General features: G+C 71.2%; 13 protein-coding genes and 3 pseudogenes. 8 read left to right on the top strand and 8 right to left on the bottom strand.

Annotated features, from left to right (window positions below; all coding sequences use genetic code 11):
• Positions 1–583 (top strand): annotated as a pseudogene (locus A9X05_RS22705) (ATPase); the annotation flags it as partial.
• Here A9X05_RS22705 and A9X05_RS30070 read toward each other — a convergent pair.
• From A9X05_RS30070 to A9X05_RS22695, 3 genes and pseudogenes are all read right to left on the bottom strand, one after another.
• A pseudogene (locus tag A9X05_RS30070) lies at positions 565–768 on the bottom strand (hypothetical protein); the annotation flags it as partial. The pseudogenes A9X05_RS22705 and A9X05_RS30070 overlap by 19 nt on opposite strands.
• On the bottom strand, positions 765–1,628 hold the full coding sequence (pssA, locus tag A9X05_RS22700; RefSeq protein WP_067784179.1) for a CDP-diacylglycerol--serine O-phosphatidyltransferase: 864 nt from the start codon (positions 1,626–1,628) through the stop codon (positions 765–767). The gene pssA and the pseudogene A9X05_RS30070, both read right to left, overlap by 4 nt.
• Entirely contained in the window at positions 1,625–2,347 is a 723-nt protein-coding gene (locus A9X05_RS22695; protein WP_067754958.1) for a phosphatidylserine decarboxylase, read from the bottom strand. Before A9X05_RS22695 ends, pssA begins: the two co-directional genes overlap by 4 nt.
• Positions 2,348–2,412: 65 nt before the next feature.
• On the opposite strand from A9X05_RS22695, the gene A9X05_RS22690 reads away from it, so the two are divergent.
• On the top strand, positions 2,413–3,600 hold the full coding sequence (locus tag A9X05_RS22690) for an MFS transporter (protein WP_067784177.1): 1,188 nt from the start codon (positions 2,413–2,415) through the stop codon (positions 3,598–3,600).
• Here A9X05_RS22690 and glp read toward each other — a convergent pair.
• Positions 3,597–4,802: a gephyrin-like molybdotransferase Glp gene (glp, locus tag A9X05_RS22685; protein WP_067784175.1), complete on the bottom strand. Its 1,206-nt coding sequence runs from the start codon at positions 4,800–4,802 to the stop codon at positions 3,597–3,599. The two genes, A9X05_RS22690 and glp, sit on opposite strands and share 4 nt — an antisense overlap.
• Positions 4,803–4,875: 73 nt before the next feature.
• Here glp and A9X05_RS22680 point away from each other — a divergent pair, with 73 nt between their 5' ends.
• Positions 4,876–5,355: a VOC family protein gene (locus A9X05_RS22680; protein ID WP_067784173.1), complete on the top strand. Its 480-nt coding sequence runs from the start codon at positions 4,876–4,878 to the stop codon at positions 5,353–5,355.
• Positions 5,346–6,788, top strand: a complete 1,443-nt coding sequence (locus A9X05_RS22675) for an NAD(P)/FAD-dependent oxidoreductase (RefSeq protein WP_067784171.1) — start codon at positions 5,346–5,348, stop codon at positions 6,786–6,788. The genes A9X05_RS22680 and A9X05_RS22675 overlap by 10 nt, the downstream gene beginning before the upstream one ends.
• Here the strand turns inward: A9X05_RS22675 and A9X05_RS31300 are convergent.
• Together A9X05_RS31300 and A9X05_RS22670 are read right to left on the bottom strand one after the other, a co-directional pair.
• The gene (locus A9X05_RS31300; protein ID WP_156736917.1) at positions 6,770–6,961 is read right to left on the bottom strand and encodes a hypothetical protein; all 192 of its coding nucleotides are present in this window, start codon (positions 6,959–6,961) and stop codon (positions 6,770–6,772) included. The two genes, A9X05_RS22675 and A9X05_RS31300, sit on opposite strands and share 19 nt — an antisense overlap.
• A gap of 71 nt (positions 6,962–7,032) precedes the next feature.
• The gene (locus A9X05_RS22670) at positions 7,033–7,527 is read right to left on the bottom strand and encodes a cupin domain-containing protein (protein WP_067756440.1); all 495 of its coding nucleotides are present in this window, start codon (positions 7,525–7,527) and stop codon (positions 7,033–7,035) included.
• Between the two features lie 31 nt (positions 7,528–7,558).
• Between A9X05_RS22670 and A9X05_RS22665 the strand changes: the two genes are divergently transcribed.
• Positions 7,559–8,263 (top strand): M24 family metallopeptidase, encoded by a 705-nt coding sequence (locus A9X05_RS22665; protein ID WP_067756436.1) that lies wholly within the window; start codon positions 7,559–7,561, stop codon positions 8,261–8,263.
• On the opposite strand, the gene A9X05_RS22660 is transcribed toward A9X05_RS22665, so the two are convergent.
• Positions 8,244–9,158 carry an SDR family NAD(P)-dependent oxidoreductase gene (locus tag A9X05_RS22660; protein ID WP_067756433.1) on the bottom strand — a complete coding sequence of 305 codons (915 nt, stop codon included), beginning with the start codon at positions 9,156–9,158 and terminating at the stop codon, positions 8,244–8,246. The genes A9X05_RS22665 and A9X05_RS22660 overlap by 20 nt on opposite strands.
• 102 nt (positions 9,159–9,260) lie before the next feature.
• Between A9X05_RS22660 and A9X05_RS22655 the strand changes: the two genes are divergently transcribed.
• The 3 genes from A9X05_RS22655 (at position 9,261) to A9X05_RS22645 (ending at position 12,621) form a co-directional block, all read left to right on the top strand.
• A complete protein-coding gene (locus tag A9X05_RS22655) occupies positions 9,261–9,827 on the top strand; it encodes a TetR/AcrR family transcriptional regulator (RefSeq protein WP_231969243.1) in 567 nt (188 codons plus the stop codon).
• Between the two features lie 204 nt (positions 9,828–10,031).
• Positions 10,032–11,657, top strand: a complete 1,626-nt coding sequence (gene groL / locus A9X05_RS22650) for a chaperonin GroEL (protein WP_055400660.1) — start codon at positions 10,032–10,034, stop codon at positions 11,655–11,657.
• Between the two features lie 139 nt (positions 11,658–11,796).
• Positions 11,797–12,621 (top strand): SDR family oxidoreductase, encoded by an 825-nt coding sequence (locus A9X05_RS22645; RefSeq protein WP_067784169.1) that lies wholly within the window; start codon positions 11,797–11,799, stop codon positions 12,619–12,621.
• On the opposite strand, the pseudogene A9X05_RS22640 reads toward A9X05_RS22645, so the two are convergent.
• Positions 12,610–12,846 (bottom strand): annotated as a pseudogene (locus A9X05_RS22640) (carboxymuconolactone decarboxylase family protein); the annotation flags it as partial. The gene A9X05_RS22645 and the pseudogene A9X05_RS22640 overlap by 12 nt on opposite strands.

Genomic DNA, 12,846 nt, shown 5'->3' with positions numbered 1-12,846 from the left:
GTCGAGGGCGCCCGGCGGCACCGCGCTGCTCGACGACGTGACGCTGTCCAACGCCGGGCTGCGTGAGGGCACCGCCGTGATCGTCGGCGCGGTCACCGTCTACGGCGCCCGGTCGGTGACGCTGTCCGGCTCGTCGCTGGCCAGCCAGTCCATTTCGCCGGTGACCCTGCGGCAGGCCCTGCTCGGCAAGGTGCTGACCGTCGGCGACGCCGTGTCGCTGCTGCCCCGCGATCTGGGCCCGGGCTTCTCGACGGCGGCCGCCACCCGCGCGCTGGCGGCCTCGGTGGGCATCAGTTGGACCTCGGAGCTGCTGACCGTCACCGGCGTGGACCCGCCCGGCCCGGTCAGCGTGCAGCCCAACTCGCTGGTCACCTGGGGCGTGGGCGTGCCGGCCGGCGGCCCGGCCGTGTCCACCGAGCTGGTCGACGTGGCCAGCCCCGAAACGGTCCTCGAGGAACTCAAGGGCTCACAGCCGCAGGCCGCCAAGCTCATCGAATGGCTCAAGCTCGCGCTCGACGAGCCGCACCTGCTCAAGACCCTGGGCGCCGGCGCCAACCTGGGCGTGCTGGTGTCCGGCCCGGCCAGGCCCGCCACCGCCGCCGTGGTCCGCGAGCCCGTCAGCGCCACCGCGTCCCACTCCCGAATGCCAAGCGCGGCAACCACGCTCGGGTGCAGCCGGACGACACCGCGGCGCGAGTCGACGGCGGAGGTGTTCAACCGCGCGGTGAGCGTGAGCTGACGGGCCGCATCCTCGCCCGGCCGGCTCATGGCAGGCGCCCACCCGGCTTGCGCAGCCCGAGCCGCGCCATCGACCGGCGATGCGGCTGCGCCCGGCGGATCGCGCGCCGCGCGGCGCGGCGCTGCTTGGGCTCGTCGGCCCACGCCTCGGGGTGCGCGGCCAGCCAACGCTGGTTGCGGATCGCGAACGGGACGTGGCAGAGGTAGGCGATGATGATGACCCAGATCAGCACGTAGGGGGCCAGCACCGCCGCGGCCGCGCAGATGGCCAGCAGCGCCAGCAGCGGCGCCGCCCAGCTGGGGGGCACCGCCGCGGCGTGCATCTTGCGCATCGGGATCTTGCTGATCATCAGCATCGACGTCCCGGTGATCCAGATGCACAGGAACGCCGTCGAGGTCCACCAGCCCTCGCCGAACTGCAGCTTGAGCCCGATCAGCCCGATCATCGACACCGCGCCCGCCGGCGCGGGCATGCCGACGAAGAACTCGTGGGTGTAGGCGGGCTGGCTCCCGTCGCTCTGCAGCGCGTTGTACCGCGCCAGCCGCAGCACGACGCACATGGCGTAGAGCAGGATCACCACCCAGCCGGCCGGCGACTTCGTCAGCATCGTCACGTAGAGCACGATCGCCGGCGTCACACCGAAGTTCACCGCGTCGGCCAGCGAGTCGATCTCCTCGCCCATGCGCGACTGGGCGTCCAGGATGCGGGCCACCCGGCCGTCGAGCCCGTCCAGGATGGCCGCCGCGGCGATCAGCGCCATCGCGGCCTTGGGCTGGTGCTCGAGGGCGAACCGGATCGAGGTCAGGCCCGCGCAGATCGACAGCACCGTCATCGCGCTGGGCAGGATCTGCAGGTTGACCGACGGCCTGCCGCGCGGCTTGCTGATCATGGCAGCTCGGCCAGCACGGTTTCGCCGGCGATCGCGCGCTGACCCTCGCGGACCAGCGGTTCGGCGCCCGCCGGCAGATAGGTGTCGAGCCGGGAGCCGAACCGGATCAGGCCGTAGGTGTCGCCGATCGTCAGCTTGTCGCCGACGCGCGCGTCGCAGATGATGCGCCGCGCCAGCAGCCCGGCGACCTGCACGGCCACCACCTCCGCGCCGGTCGGCGTCCGGATCCGCAGGCTGGTGCGCTCGTTCTCGGTGCTGGCCGCGGCCAGATCGGCCGACCCGAACCGGCCGGGCCGGTGCTGCATGGCGATCACCTCACCGCTCACCGGCGCCCGCTGCACGTGGGCGTCCAGCAGCGACAGGAAGATGCTGACCCGGGGCAGCGGCGCGTCGCCCATGCCGAGTTCGGCCGGCGGGGCGGCGGCGTCGATCACGCACACCAACCCATCGGCGGGTGCGACGATCGCACCCGGCCGGGTCGGCGGTACGCGGGGTGGGTGGCGGAAGAATCCGGCGCAGGCGCCCGCCGCCAGCAGGCCGGCCCGTCGGATCCACCGGTGCCTGCGGCCGGCCAGCGCCAGCGCCAGGCCGCCGGCGATGAACGGCCGGCCCGCCGGGTGGACCGGCGGAACGGTCGAGCGCACCAACTCCAACGCGTGCTGCGGGCTGAACGTTGGATCCTCGGCCGTAGGGCCGACAGGGCGGGGGCGTCGTGCCACGCGGCCATCTTACGAAAGCCGCGGCCGGTTGGTTCGGGCCCGCAGGGGGAACGCCCACCTTCGACATGCATCCGAATGACCCGCGGCTGCGCCGGGCGAAGATCGCCGTCACCGCCGTGTTCATCGCCCACGCCGTGGGGTTCTCGTCGTGGGCCGCCCACATCCCGGCGGTCAAGGCCGGGCTCGGCCTGTCCGACGCGGCGCTGGGGACGGCGCTGTTCGGTGCACCGCTGGGGTCGGTGCTGGCCACCGTGGCCAGCCACTGGGCGCTGCCGCGGTGGGGCAGCCACCGGCTGATCCCCGTGACCGCCGCCGGCTACGCCCTCGCGGGGACGACCGTCGGGCTGGCCCGCTCCGGGCCGGCGCTGTTTGCGGCGCTGGCGCTGTGGGGGATGTTCCAGGGCGGGCTGGACGTCGCGATGAACACCCAGGCCGGCACGGTCGAGCGCCTGGCGCGCGCACCGATCATGGCGCGCTTCCACGGCATGTGGAGCCTCGGCGCGCTGCTGGGCGCCCTGATCGGCGCGGCGTGCGTCGGCGCCGGCGTCGGGCTGACGCCCCAGCTGGCCGCCGTCGGGCTCGTCGCCCTGATCGTCGTCGGTGCGCTGGCGCGCGGGCTGATCCCGGACCCCGCGGCGGCGGCGTCGCGGGAGCGGTCCGGGCGGGGCTGGCTGACACCGACGGTGGCCATCCTGGCGGCGGTGGCCTTCGTGTCCTTCCTGTGCGAGGGCGCCGCCACCGACTGGTCGGCCAACTACCTGCGCAACGTCGTCGGCGCCGGGCCGGGGGTCGCCGCGCTGAGCTATGCGGCCTACACGCTGACGATGGTCCTGACCCGGCTCGGCGCGATACGCCTGCACTCGCGGCTCTCGGCCCGCCGGTTGCTGCCGGCGCTCGCGCTGTTCGGCGCTGCGGGCCTGGGCGTGGCGCTGGCGGCCGCCAATCCCGTTGTCGCCGTGGCCGGTTTCGCCGCCCTGGGCGTCGGGGTGGCGCTGCTGGTGCCGACCGCGTTCAGCGCCGCCTACGGCGCGGGCGGCGCGGGCTCGGCCATCGCGATCGTCGCCGCGACGGGCTGGCTGGGTTACCTGCTGGGGCCGCCGCTGATCGGTCACCTGGCCGACCGCGTCGGGCTGGCGGCGGCCCTGGTCACGATCCCGGCGCTGATGTCGGTCGTCGCGGTCGCCATCCGCTGCGTCGCCGCGTTCGACCGGGCCGACGATTTCCATCGGCAGGTCGCCACCCCGGCGGGTTAGGTCAGGTCCCAGACCTGCAGCTCGGTCCCCTCGGGCACCTCCGCCACGTCCTCGGGAATGTCCAGCAGCGCGTTCGCCGACGCCAGCCACCGCAGGTGATGCGAGGCCGGCGGGCCATAACTGGTGACGGTCGCGGTGTCGCGGTCCAGCACCGCGCGGCGGAACTGCCGCTTGCCGCGCGGCGAGGTCAGCGATTCGGTCAGCACGGCCGCCCGGTGCGGGCGCTCCGGGTCGGGTAGGCCCATGGCCCTGCGCAGCGCGGGCCGGATGAAGACCTCGAAGGACACCAGTGCGCTCACCGGGTTGCCGGGCAGGGTGACGATCGTCGCGCCGGCCACCCGGCCGATGCCCTGTGGCATGCCGGGCTGCATCGCCACCTTGACGAACTCCACGCCCTGGTCGCCCTCGCGGCCGAACGCGTCCTTGACGACCTCGTAGGCGCCGGCGCTGACCCCGCCGCTGGTGATGATCAGGTCGCAGTCGGCCGCGTAGCGATCGAGGATCGAACTGAACTGCGCGACATCGTCTTCCGCCGTAGCCACCGCGATCACGTCGGCGCCGGCGTCGCGGACGGCCCCGGCCAGCATGATCGAATTCGACTCGTAGATCTGCCCCGGCCGCAGCGGATTGCCGGGCGCCACCAGCTCCGACCCGGTCGACAGCACCAGCACCCGCTGGCGCGGCAGCACCGGCAACTCGGCCATGCCCAGCGCCGCGGCCAGGCCGAGCACGGCCGGCGTCACCACCTGGCCGCGCCGCAACACCGTCGTGCCGGGGGCCACGTCCTCGCCCGCGCGCCGGATGTGCTTGCCGGCCTCACGGGGCGCGCGGATCGACACGACGTCCACGCCGCCGTCGGTGTCTTCGACCGGCACGACGGCCGTCGCGCCGGCGGGCAGCGGCGCGCCGGTCATGATGCGGTGCGCGGTGTGGGGTTGCAGCGTCAACTCGTCGGTGCGCCCGGCGGGAATGTCCTCGACGACCTCGAGGGCCACCGGGTGCTCGGGGGTGGCGCCGGACGTGTCCTCGGCTCGCACCGCGTATCCGTCCATCGCGGAGTTGTCGAAGACCGGCAGCGCCAGGCGCGCGACCACGTCCTCGGCCAGCACCAGCCCTTGCGCCTCGGCCAGTGCGGCGGTGGCAGCCGGGCGGGGACGGATCAGTTCGGCTACGACGCGCTGATGTTCTTGGACCGACCGCACCCCGCCATTATCGGCCGGTCAGATTTCCCAACCGCTCCCGGTGAGGCCGTGGGACCGACGTAGAGTCGAGAACGTGATTACCGGGATGGCCCACACCGGGGTGTGTGTTCCGGATTGCGAGGCGGCCGTCGCCTTCTACCGCGACGTGTTGGGCCTGCGTGTGCTCTCGCCGCCGTATGTCATGACCGGTAACGCCATTCGCGACGACATGGGCGAGCTGGTGGCGGACCCCAGCATGAAGGCGGCCATCGTCGGGTTCGACGGCGACGGCGATCGCGTGCTCGAGGTGATCGAATACCTCGGCGCGGCGGGCTCGGATCGGCCCGGTCGCGCCGGCCTCACCGACCCGGGGCTGTCCCACGTCGGGCTGATCTGCGAGGACCTCGACGCCACCCGGGCGGAGCTGGAAAGCAGGGGCGTGCGCTTTCTGGTCAGCGGGATCGCGGAGGTCGCGCGGGTCCGCACCACCTGGTTCGTCGACCCGTGGGGTGTGGTGTTCATCCTGGTGGAGAAGACCCGGCCGCAGCGACCCTACTTCGCGCAATGGGACTGAAGCCGCGAGTCGCGATCATCGGCGCCGGTGCCGGCGGCATCGCCATGGGCATCCAGCTGGCCGAGGGCGGCTACGACTTCACCATCTACGACCGGGCGGACGGATTCGGCGGGACATGGCGCCACAACACCTTCCCGGGCGCGGCGTGCGACGTCCCGTCGCACCTGTACTCGTATTCCTTTGCGCCAAACCCGCGTTGGAGCAAGACATACGCCAACCAGCCCGAGATCCTGGCGTACCTGGAAAGGGTCGCCGAGGGTCACGGGCTGGGCGCGCGCCTGCGGGCGAACACCGCGGTGGCCGCCGCGCGCTGGTCGGACACCCGGGGCCGCTGGACCCTGACCGACGACGCCGGTCGCGAGCACGAGTTCGACGCGGTCGTCAGCGCCGTCGGGATGCTCGACGTGCCCCACGTCCCGGACATCCCCGGCGCGCGGCGGTTCCGCGGCCGCCAATTCCATTCGTCCCGTTGGGATCACAGCAAGTCGACGGCCGGCGAGCGGGTGGCGTCCATCGGCACGGGCGCCAGCGCCATCCAGTACGTGCCCGCGATCGCGCGAGAAACCGCGCACCTGACCGTGTTTCAGCGGACCCCGATCTGGATCGCGCCCCGCTTCGACTTTCCGTTCACGCCCGAACAGCACGAGCTGTTCGAACGCCACCCCGAGATGGCGCTCAAGCTGCGCGACGAGGCCTTCGACGCCTACGAGTCGTCCAGTTTCGACGTCGACGCCGCGCAGACGCGGGAAGCGACCGAGCTGGCCCGCAGCTACCTGATGCGCAAGGTGGCCGACCCCGAGCTGCGCGCGAAGCTGACGCCGGACTATCCCGCCGGCTGCAAACGGCCGCTGATGTCGCGCGAGTGGTATCCGACGTTCGCGTTGCCCAACGTCACACTGGAAACGGCCGCCATCACCGAGCTGACCGAGCGGGGCGTGCGCACCGTCGACGGCGTCGAGCACCGCGTCGACACCGTCATCTATGGCACCGGGTTCAAGGCCGCCGACTACCTGGCCAGCATCGACGTCCACGGGTCGGGCGGGCGCCGCCTCGCGGACGACTGGCGCGACGGCGCCGAGGCGTACCTGGGCACCCTGGTGGCCGGCTATCCGAATTTCTTCACGCTTTACGGGCCCAACACCAACGGCGTCAATTCGATCATCTACATCCACGAGGCGCAGACCACGTTCGTCCGCCACATCCTCGACGTGATGAACGCCCGGGGGGCGCGCACCGTCCAAGTGACACCCGACGCGCAGCGCCGCTACAACGACGAGATCCAGGCGGCCATGGTGGGCAAGGTCTGGCTCGCATGCGACAACTACTTCCGGCATCCGAGCGGGAAGGTGGTCACCCAATTGCCTTACAGCGGACGCACTTTCTTCGAGCGCACCCGCGAGCTGGTCGACGCCGACTACCGCTTCGGCCGGTGACCGGTCGGACGCCTGAACCGGCGCCCGCGGACCCGGGCGGACGCGGTCGGCACGCGCCGCAGGCCCGGGCGCCTGGGCCGTTTGACCCGCTCGGCGGTCCGCACCGGGGCGCTGTACGCCGTCTCGACCTTCATCCGCAACCACGCCGCGGCGCGCTTCGTCCTCACCTGCACGGCCAAACCCTACGTCGCGCGCGCGCCGCGTATCAGTGCGCGGCACCTAGAGTTCGCTCACCGTTAACCGGTTACTGCACCCAATAGTTGTCGTGCAGAACGAACCACTCCCGGCGTTCGTCGTCGGTCATGTCGGCCAGCGCCGCGAAGCCTTCGAAGTACGTCTCGCGTGGGGCACCCGGCGCGAACAGCATCAGGATCGACGCCGGCTCGTCGGCCCCGTTGCGGAAGCCGTGCACGCCGCCCGGCGGCACGTAGAGGAAGTCGCCCTGCCGGCCGTCGGCCCACTGCGTGCCGTCGTAGAGCTTCATCGTGCCGGAAAGCACGAAGAAGGCCTCGGACATCGCCCGGTGGAAGTGGGGTCCGGGGCCGCCGCCGCCCGCGGGGATGTCGACCCGGTACAGCCCGTAGTCGCCGCCGGTGGCCTGGTCGTTGGCCAGGTAGTGGTACTTGACGCCACCGGTCTCGTAGTCGGGCGGCTCGTCGGCACGCTTGAGCCAGGCGCTGATCCCCGGCTCGTCCTTGGTGTACCGGGGCGGCGGGTAGGGCGGCACGACGAGCGACATGGTTTCCAGCCTGCCAGTTAGCATCGCGAGAGTGGAGGCCCCGGAGGACGTGCGCGCGCAGCGGCTGCTCGAAGCCCAGGAGAAGGCGTCGCAGTTGTTCGACGAGGTCGAGCGGCGCGGCATCATCCGGCCGGGCGTTTCCGAGCGGCAGCTGTCCGATGAGATCAACCGCCTCGCCGCGGACCTGTTCGGCGTGACCCGGCACTGGCATCGGCGCATCGTGCGGGCCGGCGAGAACACGCTGCAACCCTTCAGCGAGCGCCCGCCGGACCGGCTGGTCGCCGACGGCGACATCGTCTTCCTCGATTTCGGGCCGATCTTCGCGGAGTGGGAGGCCGACTTCGGCCGCACCTTCGTGCTCGGCGACGACCCGGCCAAGGCGGCCCTCCGGGACGCGCTACCCCGGGTGTGGCGGGCAGGCCGCGAGTACTTCGACCGGCGCCCGGACGTCACCGGGGCCGAGCTCTTCGACTTCGTCGTCGGCCTGGCCCACGCCGAGGGTTTCGAGTTCGCCAGTTCGATCGCCGGTCACCTGGTCGGAGAGTTCCCGCACAAGAAGATCGCCGGCCCCGGCGTCCAGTGGTACATCGCGCCAGGATCGAACAAGCCGATGCGGCGCACCGACCCGGCCGGCCGCCTGTGCCATTGGATCCTGGAGATCCATCTGGCCGACCGGGCCCGCGGCTTCGGCGGTTTCTACGAGCAGCTGCTCGATGTCAATCCAGGGGATACGTGACGCCGGTCAGCTCCTCCGACACCGCCCACAACCGCCGCTGCCGCTCGGCGTCGTGGGATTTCGCGCTCGACGACACCAACTTCGGATAGCCGCGGGTCTCGGCGAACCCGTCGGGGCCGTAGTACTGGCCGCCGAGAACGGCCGGGTCGGTGGCGGCGCGCAGCGTCGGGAGCGCGCCCATGGCGGCGTCCTGCGCGATCACCGAGAAGAACACGTTGACGAGCGGCCGGAACGCCGTGGGCGTGTAGCGGCCCAGTTCGGTGTTCGAGCCGCCGGGGTGGGCGGCGGTGGCGATCGTCGTCCCGCGGGGGGCCAGCCGCCGCTGCAGCTCGTAAGTGAACAGCAGGTTGGCCAGCTTGGCTTGCCCGTAGGCCGCGACCCGGTTGTAGGAGCGTTCCCACTGCAGGTCGTCGAAATGGATGTCGGCCAGGATGCGGTGGCCCACGCTGCTCACCGTCACGACCCGCGATCCGGGCACCGGCAGCAGCCGCTCCAGCAGCAGGCCGGTGAGGGCGAAGTGGCCCAGGTGGTTGGTGCCGAACTGCATCTCGAAGCCGTCTTTGGTGGTTTCCTTCGGTGTGTACATGACGCCGGCGTTGTTGATCAGCAGGTCGATCTGCTCGTAGTCGGACTTGAGTTGTTCGGCCGCCGCGCGGATGGAGTCCAGCGACGTCAGGTCGAGCTCCTGCAGCGCCACGTCGGCGTGCGGGCTCGCGGCGGCGATGCGCGCGGCGGCGTCCTTGCCCTTATCGAGGTTGCGCACCGCGAGCACGACGCGTGCGCCGTGGTCGGCCAGCGCGGCGGCGGTCTCGTAGCCGAGGCCGGTGTTGGCCCCGGTGATGACGGCGACCCGTCCGGCCTGGTCGGGAATGTCTCGCGCGGTCCACTTGGCCATCGGAAGCTCCTCAAAGTAGTAAGGTAAACGGGGCGAGCGCTCCGGTTGACTCGACTATACGGAACGCACGCCCCGCTTTGTCAACCGATGGGTGGTGAATTGTTGGCCGAACCCGCACGGCCGTTGCGCGCCGACGCGGCGCGCAACCGCGCGCGCGTGCTGGACGTCGCCTACGAGACCTTCGCCGCCGAAGGCCTGTCGGTGCCCATCGACGACGTCGCCCGCCGCGCCGGGGTGGGGGCCGGCACCGTCTACCGGCACTTCCCGACGAAGGAAGCGCTGTTCACCGCCGTGATCGAGGACCGGATGCGCCGCCTCGTCGACGACGGGCACGCCCTGCTGAAGTCGGAGGGCCCGGGGGAGGCGCTGTTCGCCTTCCTGCGCTCGATGGTCCTGCAGTGGGGTGCCGCGGACCGCGGCCTGGTCGACGCGCTGGCGGGGTACGGAATCGACATCGCCTGCGCCGCCCCCGAGGCCGAGGAAGCGTTCAGGGCCATGCTGGGCGAGCTGCTTCGTGCCGCCCAGGAGGCCGGCACCGCGCGGCGCGACGTCGACATGCGGGATCTGAAGGCGATCCTGGTCGGCTGCCAGGCGATGCAGGCCTACGACTCGGCGCTGGCCGAGCGGGCGACCGACGTCGTCATCGACGGTTTACGCGTGCAGCGATAAGGCCTGACCCGTTCTTGCACTCGGCATAGGCGAGTGCTAAGAATGACCTTGGCACTCGCGACAGGTGAGTGCTAGGTCGGGACGGTGAGACCAGCAGACACCTGGGGTCGTCCGTCGCGGGCACTGCACCCGGCCAGCGTAAGTAATGGGGTGGCCACCCGTGGCCACCCGGTGTCATTCCCGATCCGGAGGAATCACTTCGCAATGGCCAAGACAATTGCGTACGACGAAGAGGCCCGTCGCGGCCTCGAGCGGGGGCTGAACGCCCTCGCCGACGCGGTAAAGGTGACGTTGGGTCCCAAGGGCCGCAACGTCGTCCTGGAGAAGAAGTGGGGCGCCCCCACGATCACCAACGATGGTGTGTCCATCGCCAAGGAGATCGAGCTGGAGGACCCGTACGAGAAGATCGGCGCCGAGCTGGTCAAGGAAGTCGCCAAGAAGACCGACGACGTCGCCGGTGACGGCACTACGACGGCCACGGTGCTGGCCCAGGCGCTCGTCAAGGAGGGCCTGCGCAACGTCGCCGCGGGTGCCAACCCGCTGGGCCTCAAGCGCGGCATCGAGAAGGCCGTCGAGAAGGTCACCGAGGTCCTGCTCAAGTCCGCCAAGGACGTCGAGACCAAGGAGCAGATCGCGGCCACCGCGGCGATTTCCGCGGGCGACCAGTCCATCGGCGACCTGATCGCCGAGGCGATGGACAAGGTCGGCAACGAGGGCGTCATCACCGTCGAGGAGTCCAACACCTTCGGCCTGCAGCTCGAGCTCACCGAGGGCATGCGGTTCGACAAGGGCTACATCTCGGGCTACTTCGTCACCGACGCCGAGCGTCAGGAAGCCGTCCTCGAGGACCCGTTCATCCTGCTGGTCAGCTCCAAGGTGTCCACCGTCAAGGACCTGCTGCCGCTGCTGGAGAAGGTCATCCAGGCCGGCAAGCCGCTGCTGATCATCGCCGAGGACGTCGAGGGCGAGGCCCTGAGCACCCTGGTGGTCAACAAGATCCGCGGCACCTTCAAGTCGGTGGCCGTCAAGGCCCCCGGCTTCGGCGACCGCCGCAAGGCGATGCTGCAGGACATGGCGATCCTCACCGGTGGTCAGGTGATCAGCGAAGAGGTCGGCCTGTCGCTGGAGAGCGCCGACGTCGCCCTGCTCGGTAAGGCCCGCAAGGTCGTCGTCACCAAGGACGAGACCACCATCGTCGAGGGTGCCGGTGACACCGACGCCATCGCCGGGCGCGTGGCCCAGATCCGCCAGGAGATCGAGAACAGCGACTCCGACTACGACCGCGAGAAGCTGCAGGAGCGCCTGGCCAAGCTGGCCGGCGGTGTTGCGGTGATCAAGGCCGGCGCCGCCACCGAGGTGGAGCTCAAGGAGCGCAAGCACCGCATCGAGGACGCGGTCCGCAACGCCAAGGCCGCCGTCGAGGAGGGCATCGTCGCCGGTGGTGGCGTGGCCCTGCTGCAGTCGGCGCCGTCCCTGGAGGAGCTCAAGCTCACCGGTGACGAGGCCACCGGCGCCAACATCGTGCGCGTCGCGCTCGAGGCCCCGCTCAAGCAGATCGCCTTCAACTCCGGGCTGGAGCCCGGCGTTGTCGCCGAGAAGGTCCGCAACGCGAAGGCCGGCACCGGCCTGAACGCGGCCACCGGCGAGTACGAGGACCTGCTCAAGGCCGGCGTTGCCGACCCGGTCAAGGTCACCCGCTCGGCGCTGCAGAACGCGGCGTCCATTGCCGGGCTGTTCCTGACGACCGAGGCCGTCGTCGCCGACAAGCCGGAGAAGGCGGCCGCTCCCGCGGGCGACCCGACCGGCGGCATGGGCGGTATGGACTTCTAAGTCCGACAGCTACGGGAAAACCCGGCTCCCCTTGGGAGCCGGGTTTTTTCGTGCGCCGAGCTTCTCGGGATATGGACGATTTCCCAGCCCTTCTCGTGCATCGGGCTCACGCTCGACGGCCCCTTGTAGGGTTCGACGCGTGGCCCTTCCGACTCCCTCACCCACCAGCACCGCCGTGGTGACCGGCGCATCGTCGGGCATCGGCGCCGACATCGCGCGGGAACTGGCCGACCGCGGTCACGGCGTGACGCTCGTCGCCCGCCGGGAGGACCGGCTGCGCGAGCTGGCCGACGAACTCTCGAAAAGCGTGCGCGTCGAGGTGATCGCCTGCGACGTCGCCGACGCGGCCGCCCGCGCCGGCCTGCTCGACGAGGTCGGCCGCCGCGGCCTGGCCGCCGACATCCTGGTCAACAACGCCGGCGTCGGCACCATCGGATCGGTGACCGCGGCGCGCGCCGACGACGAGATCGCCCAGGTGCGGGTCAACTGCGAGGCGGTCATCGACCTGACCACGCGCGCGGTCCAGCAGATGGTGCCGCGCGGGCGCGGGGCGATCCTCAACGTCGGGTCCACCGCCGGCTACCACCCCTTCCCGGGGCAGGCCGGTTACGCGGCCACCAAGGCGTTCGTGAAGACCTACACCGAGGGGGTGCGCGGCGAGCTCGCCGGCACCGGTGTCACCGTCGCGCTGCTGTGCCCGGGCCCGGTGCGCACCGAGTTCCTGAAGAACGCGGGCATGGACGAGCGCAAATTCGCCGACGCGTTCCCGAAGTTCATGTGGATGCCGTCGCGCGACGTCGCGCGCATCGGGGTCGACGCGCTCGCCCACGACTGCGGCACGGTGATCGCCGGTCTGCCCAGCCACCTGTCCACCCGGCTGTTCCAGTTCATGCCGCGACGGCTGCTGCTGCCGCTACTGAAGAACCAGCATCCCGGCCTCAAACGCGACCTCTCAGCCGGCTGAAGGCCAGGGCCGCATCCAGCCCTCGACCGGGAGCGCGAGCGCGTTGCACAGCGTGCAGATGGTCCGATACCAGCCGACGGCCGTGAGCAATTCGATGCGCTGCTCGTCGGAAAGGAAGCGCCCTAGCGCCGTCCACGTCGTCTCCGACCAGGAACCGGTGCGCTCCAGCTCGTCGACCGCCTCGATCAGGGTCCGCTCGTCGGGCGCCCACCGCGGGTCGTCGGG

Origin of the sequence: Mycobacterium sp. E3298 (assembly GCF_001666895.1) — a bacterium.
GTDB lineage: Bacteria > Actinomycetota > Actinomycetes > Mycobacteriales > Mycobacteriaceae > Mycobacterium.
The sequence above is the reverse complement of the archived record's forward strand: the minus strand, read 5'-3'. Positions and strand labels throughout refer to the sequence as shown.

Excerpts from the sequence above, each read along its gene's own strand:
- pssA (WP_067784179.1), bottom strand. The coding sequence starts at position 1,628 with ATGATCAGCAAGCCGCGCGGCAGGCCGTCGGTCAACCTGCAGATCCTG.
- groL (WP_055400660.1), top strand. The coding sequence starts at position 10,032 with ATGGCCAAGACAATTGCGTACGACGAAGAGGCCCGTCGCGGCCTCGAG.
- A9X05_RS22660 (WP_067756433.1), bottom strand. The coding sequence starts at position 9,158 with ATGGCCAAGTGGACCGCGCGAGACATTCCCGACCAGGCCGGACGGGTC.
- A9X05_RS22670 (WP_067756440.1), bottom strand. The coding sequence starts at position 7,527 with ATGTCGCTCGTCGTGCCGCCCTACCCGCCGCCCCGGTACACCAAGGAC.
- A9X05_RS22690 (WP_067784177.1), top strand. The coding sequence starts at position 2,413 with ATGCATCCGAATGACCCGCGGCTGCGCCGGGCGAAGATCGCCGTCACC.
- A9X05_RS22675 (WP_067784171.1), top strand. The coding sequence starts at position 5,346 with ATGGGACTGAAGCCGCGAGTCGCGATCATCGGCGCCGGTGCCGGCGGC.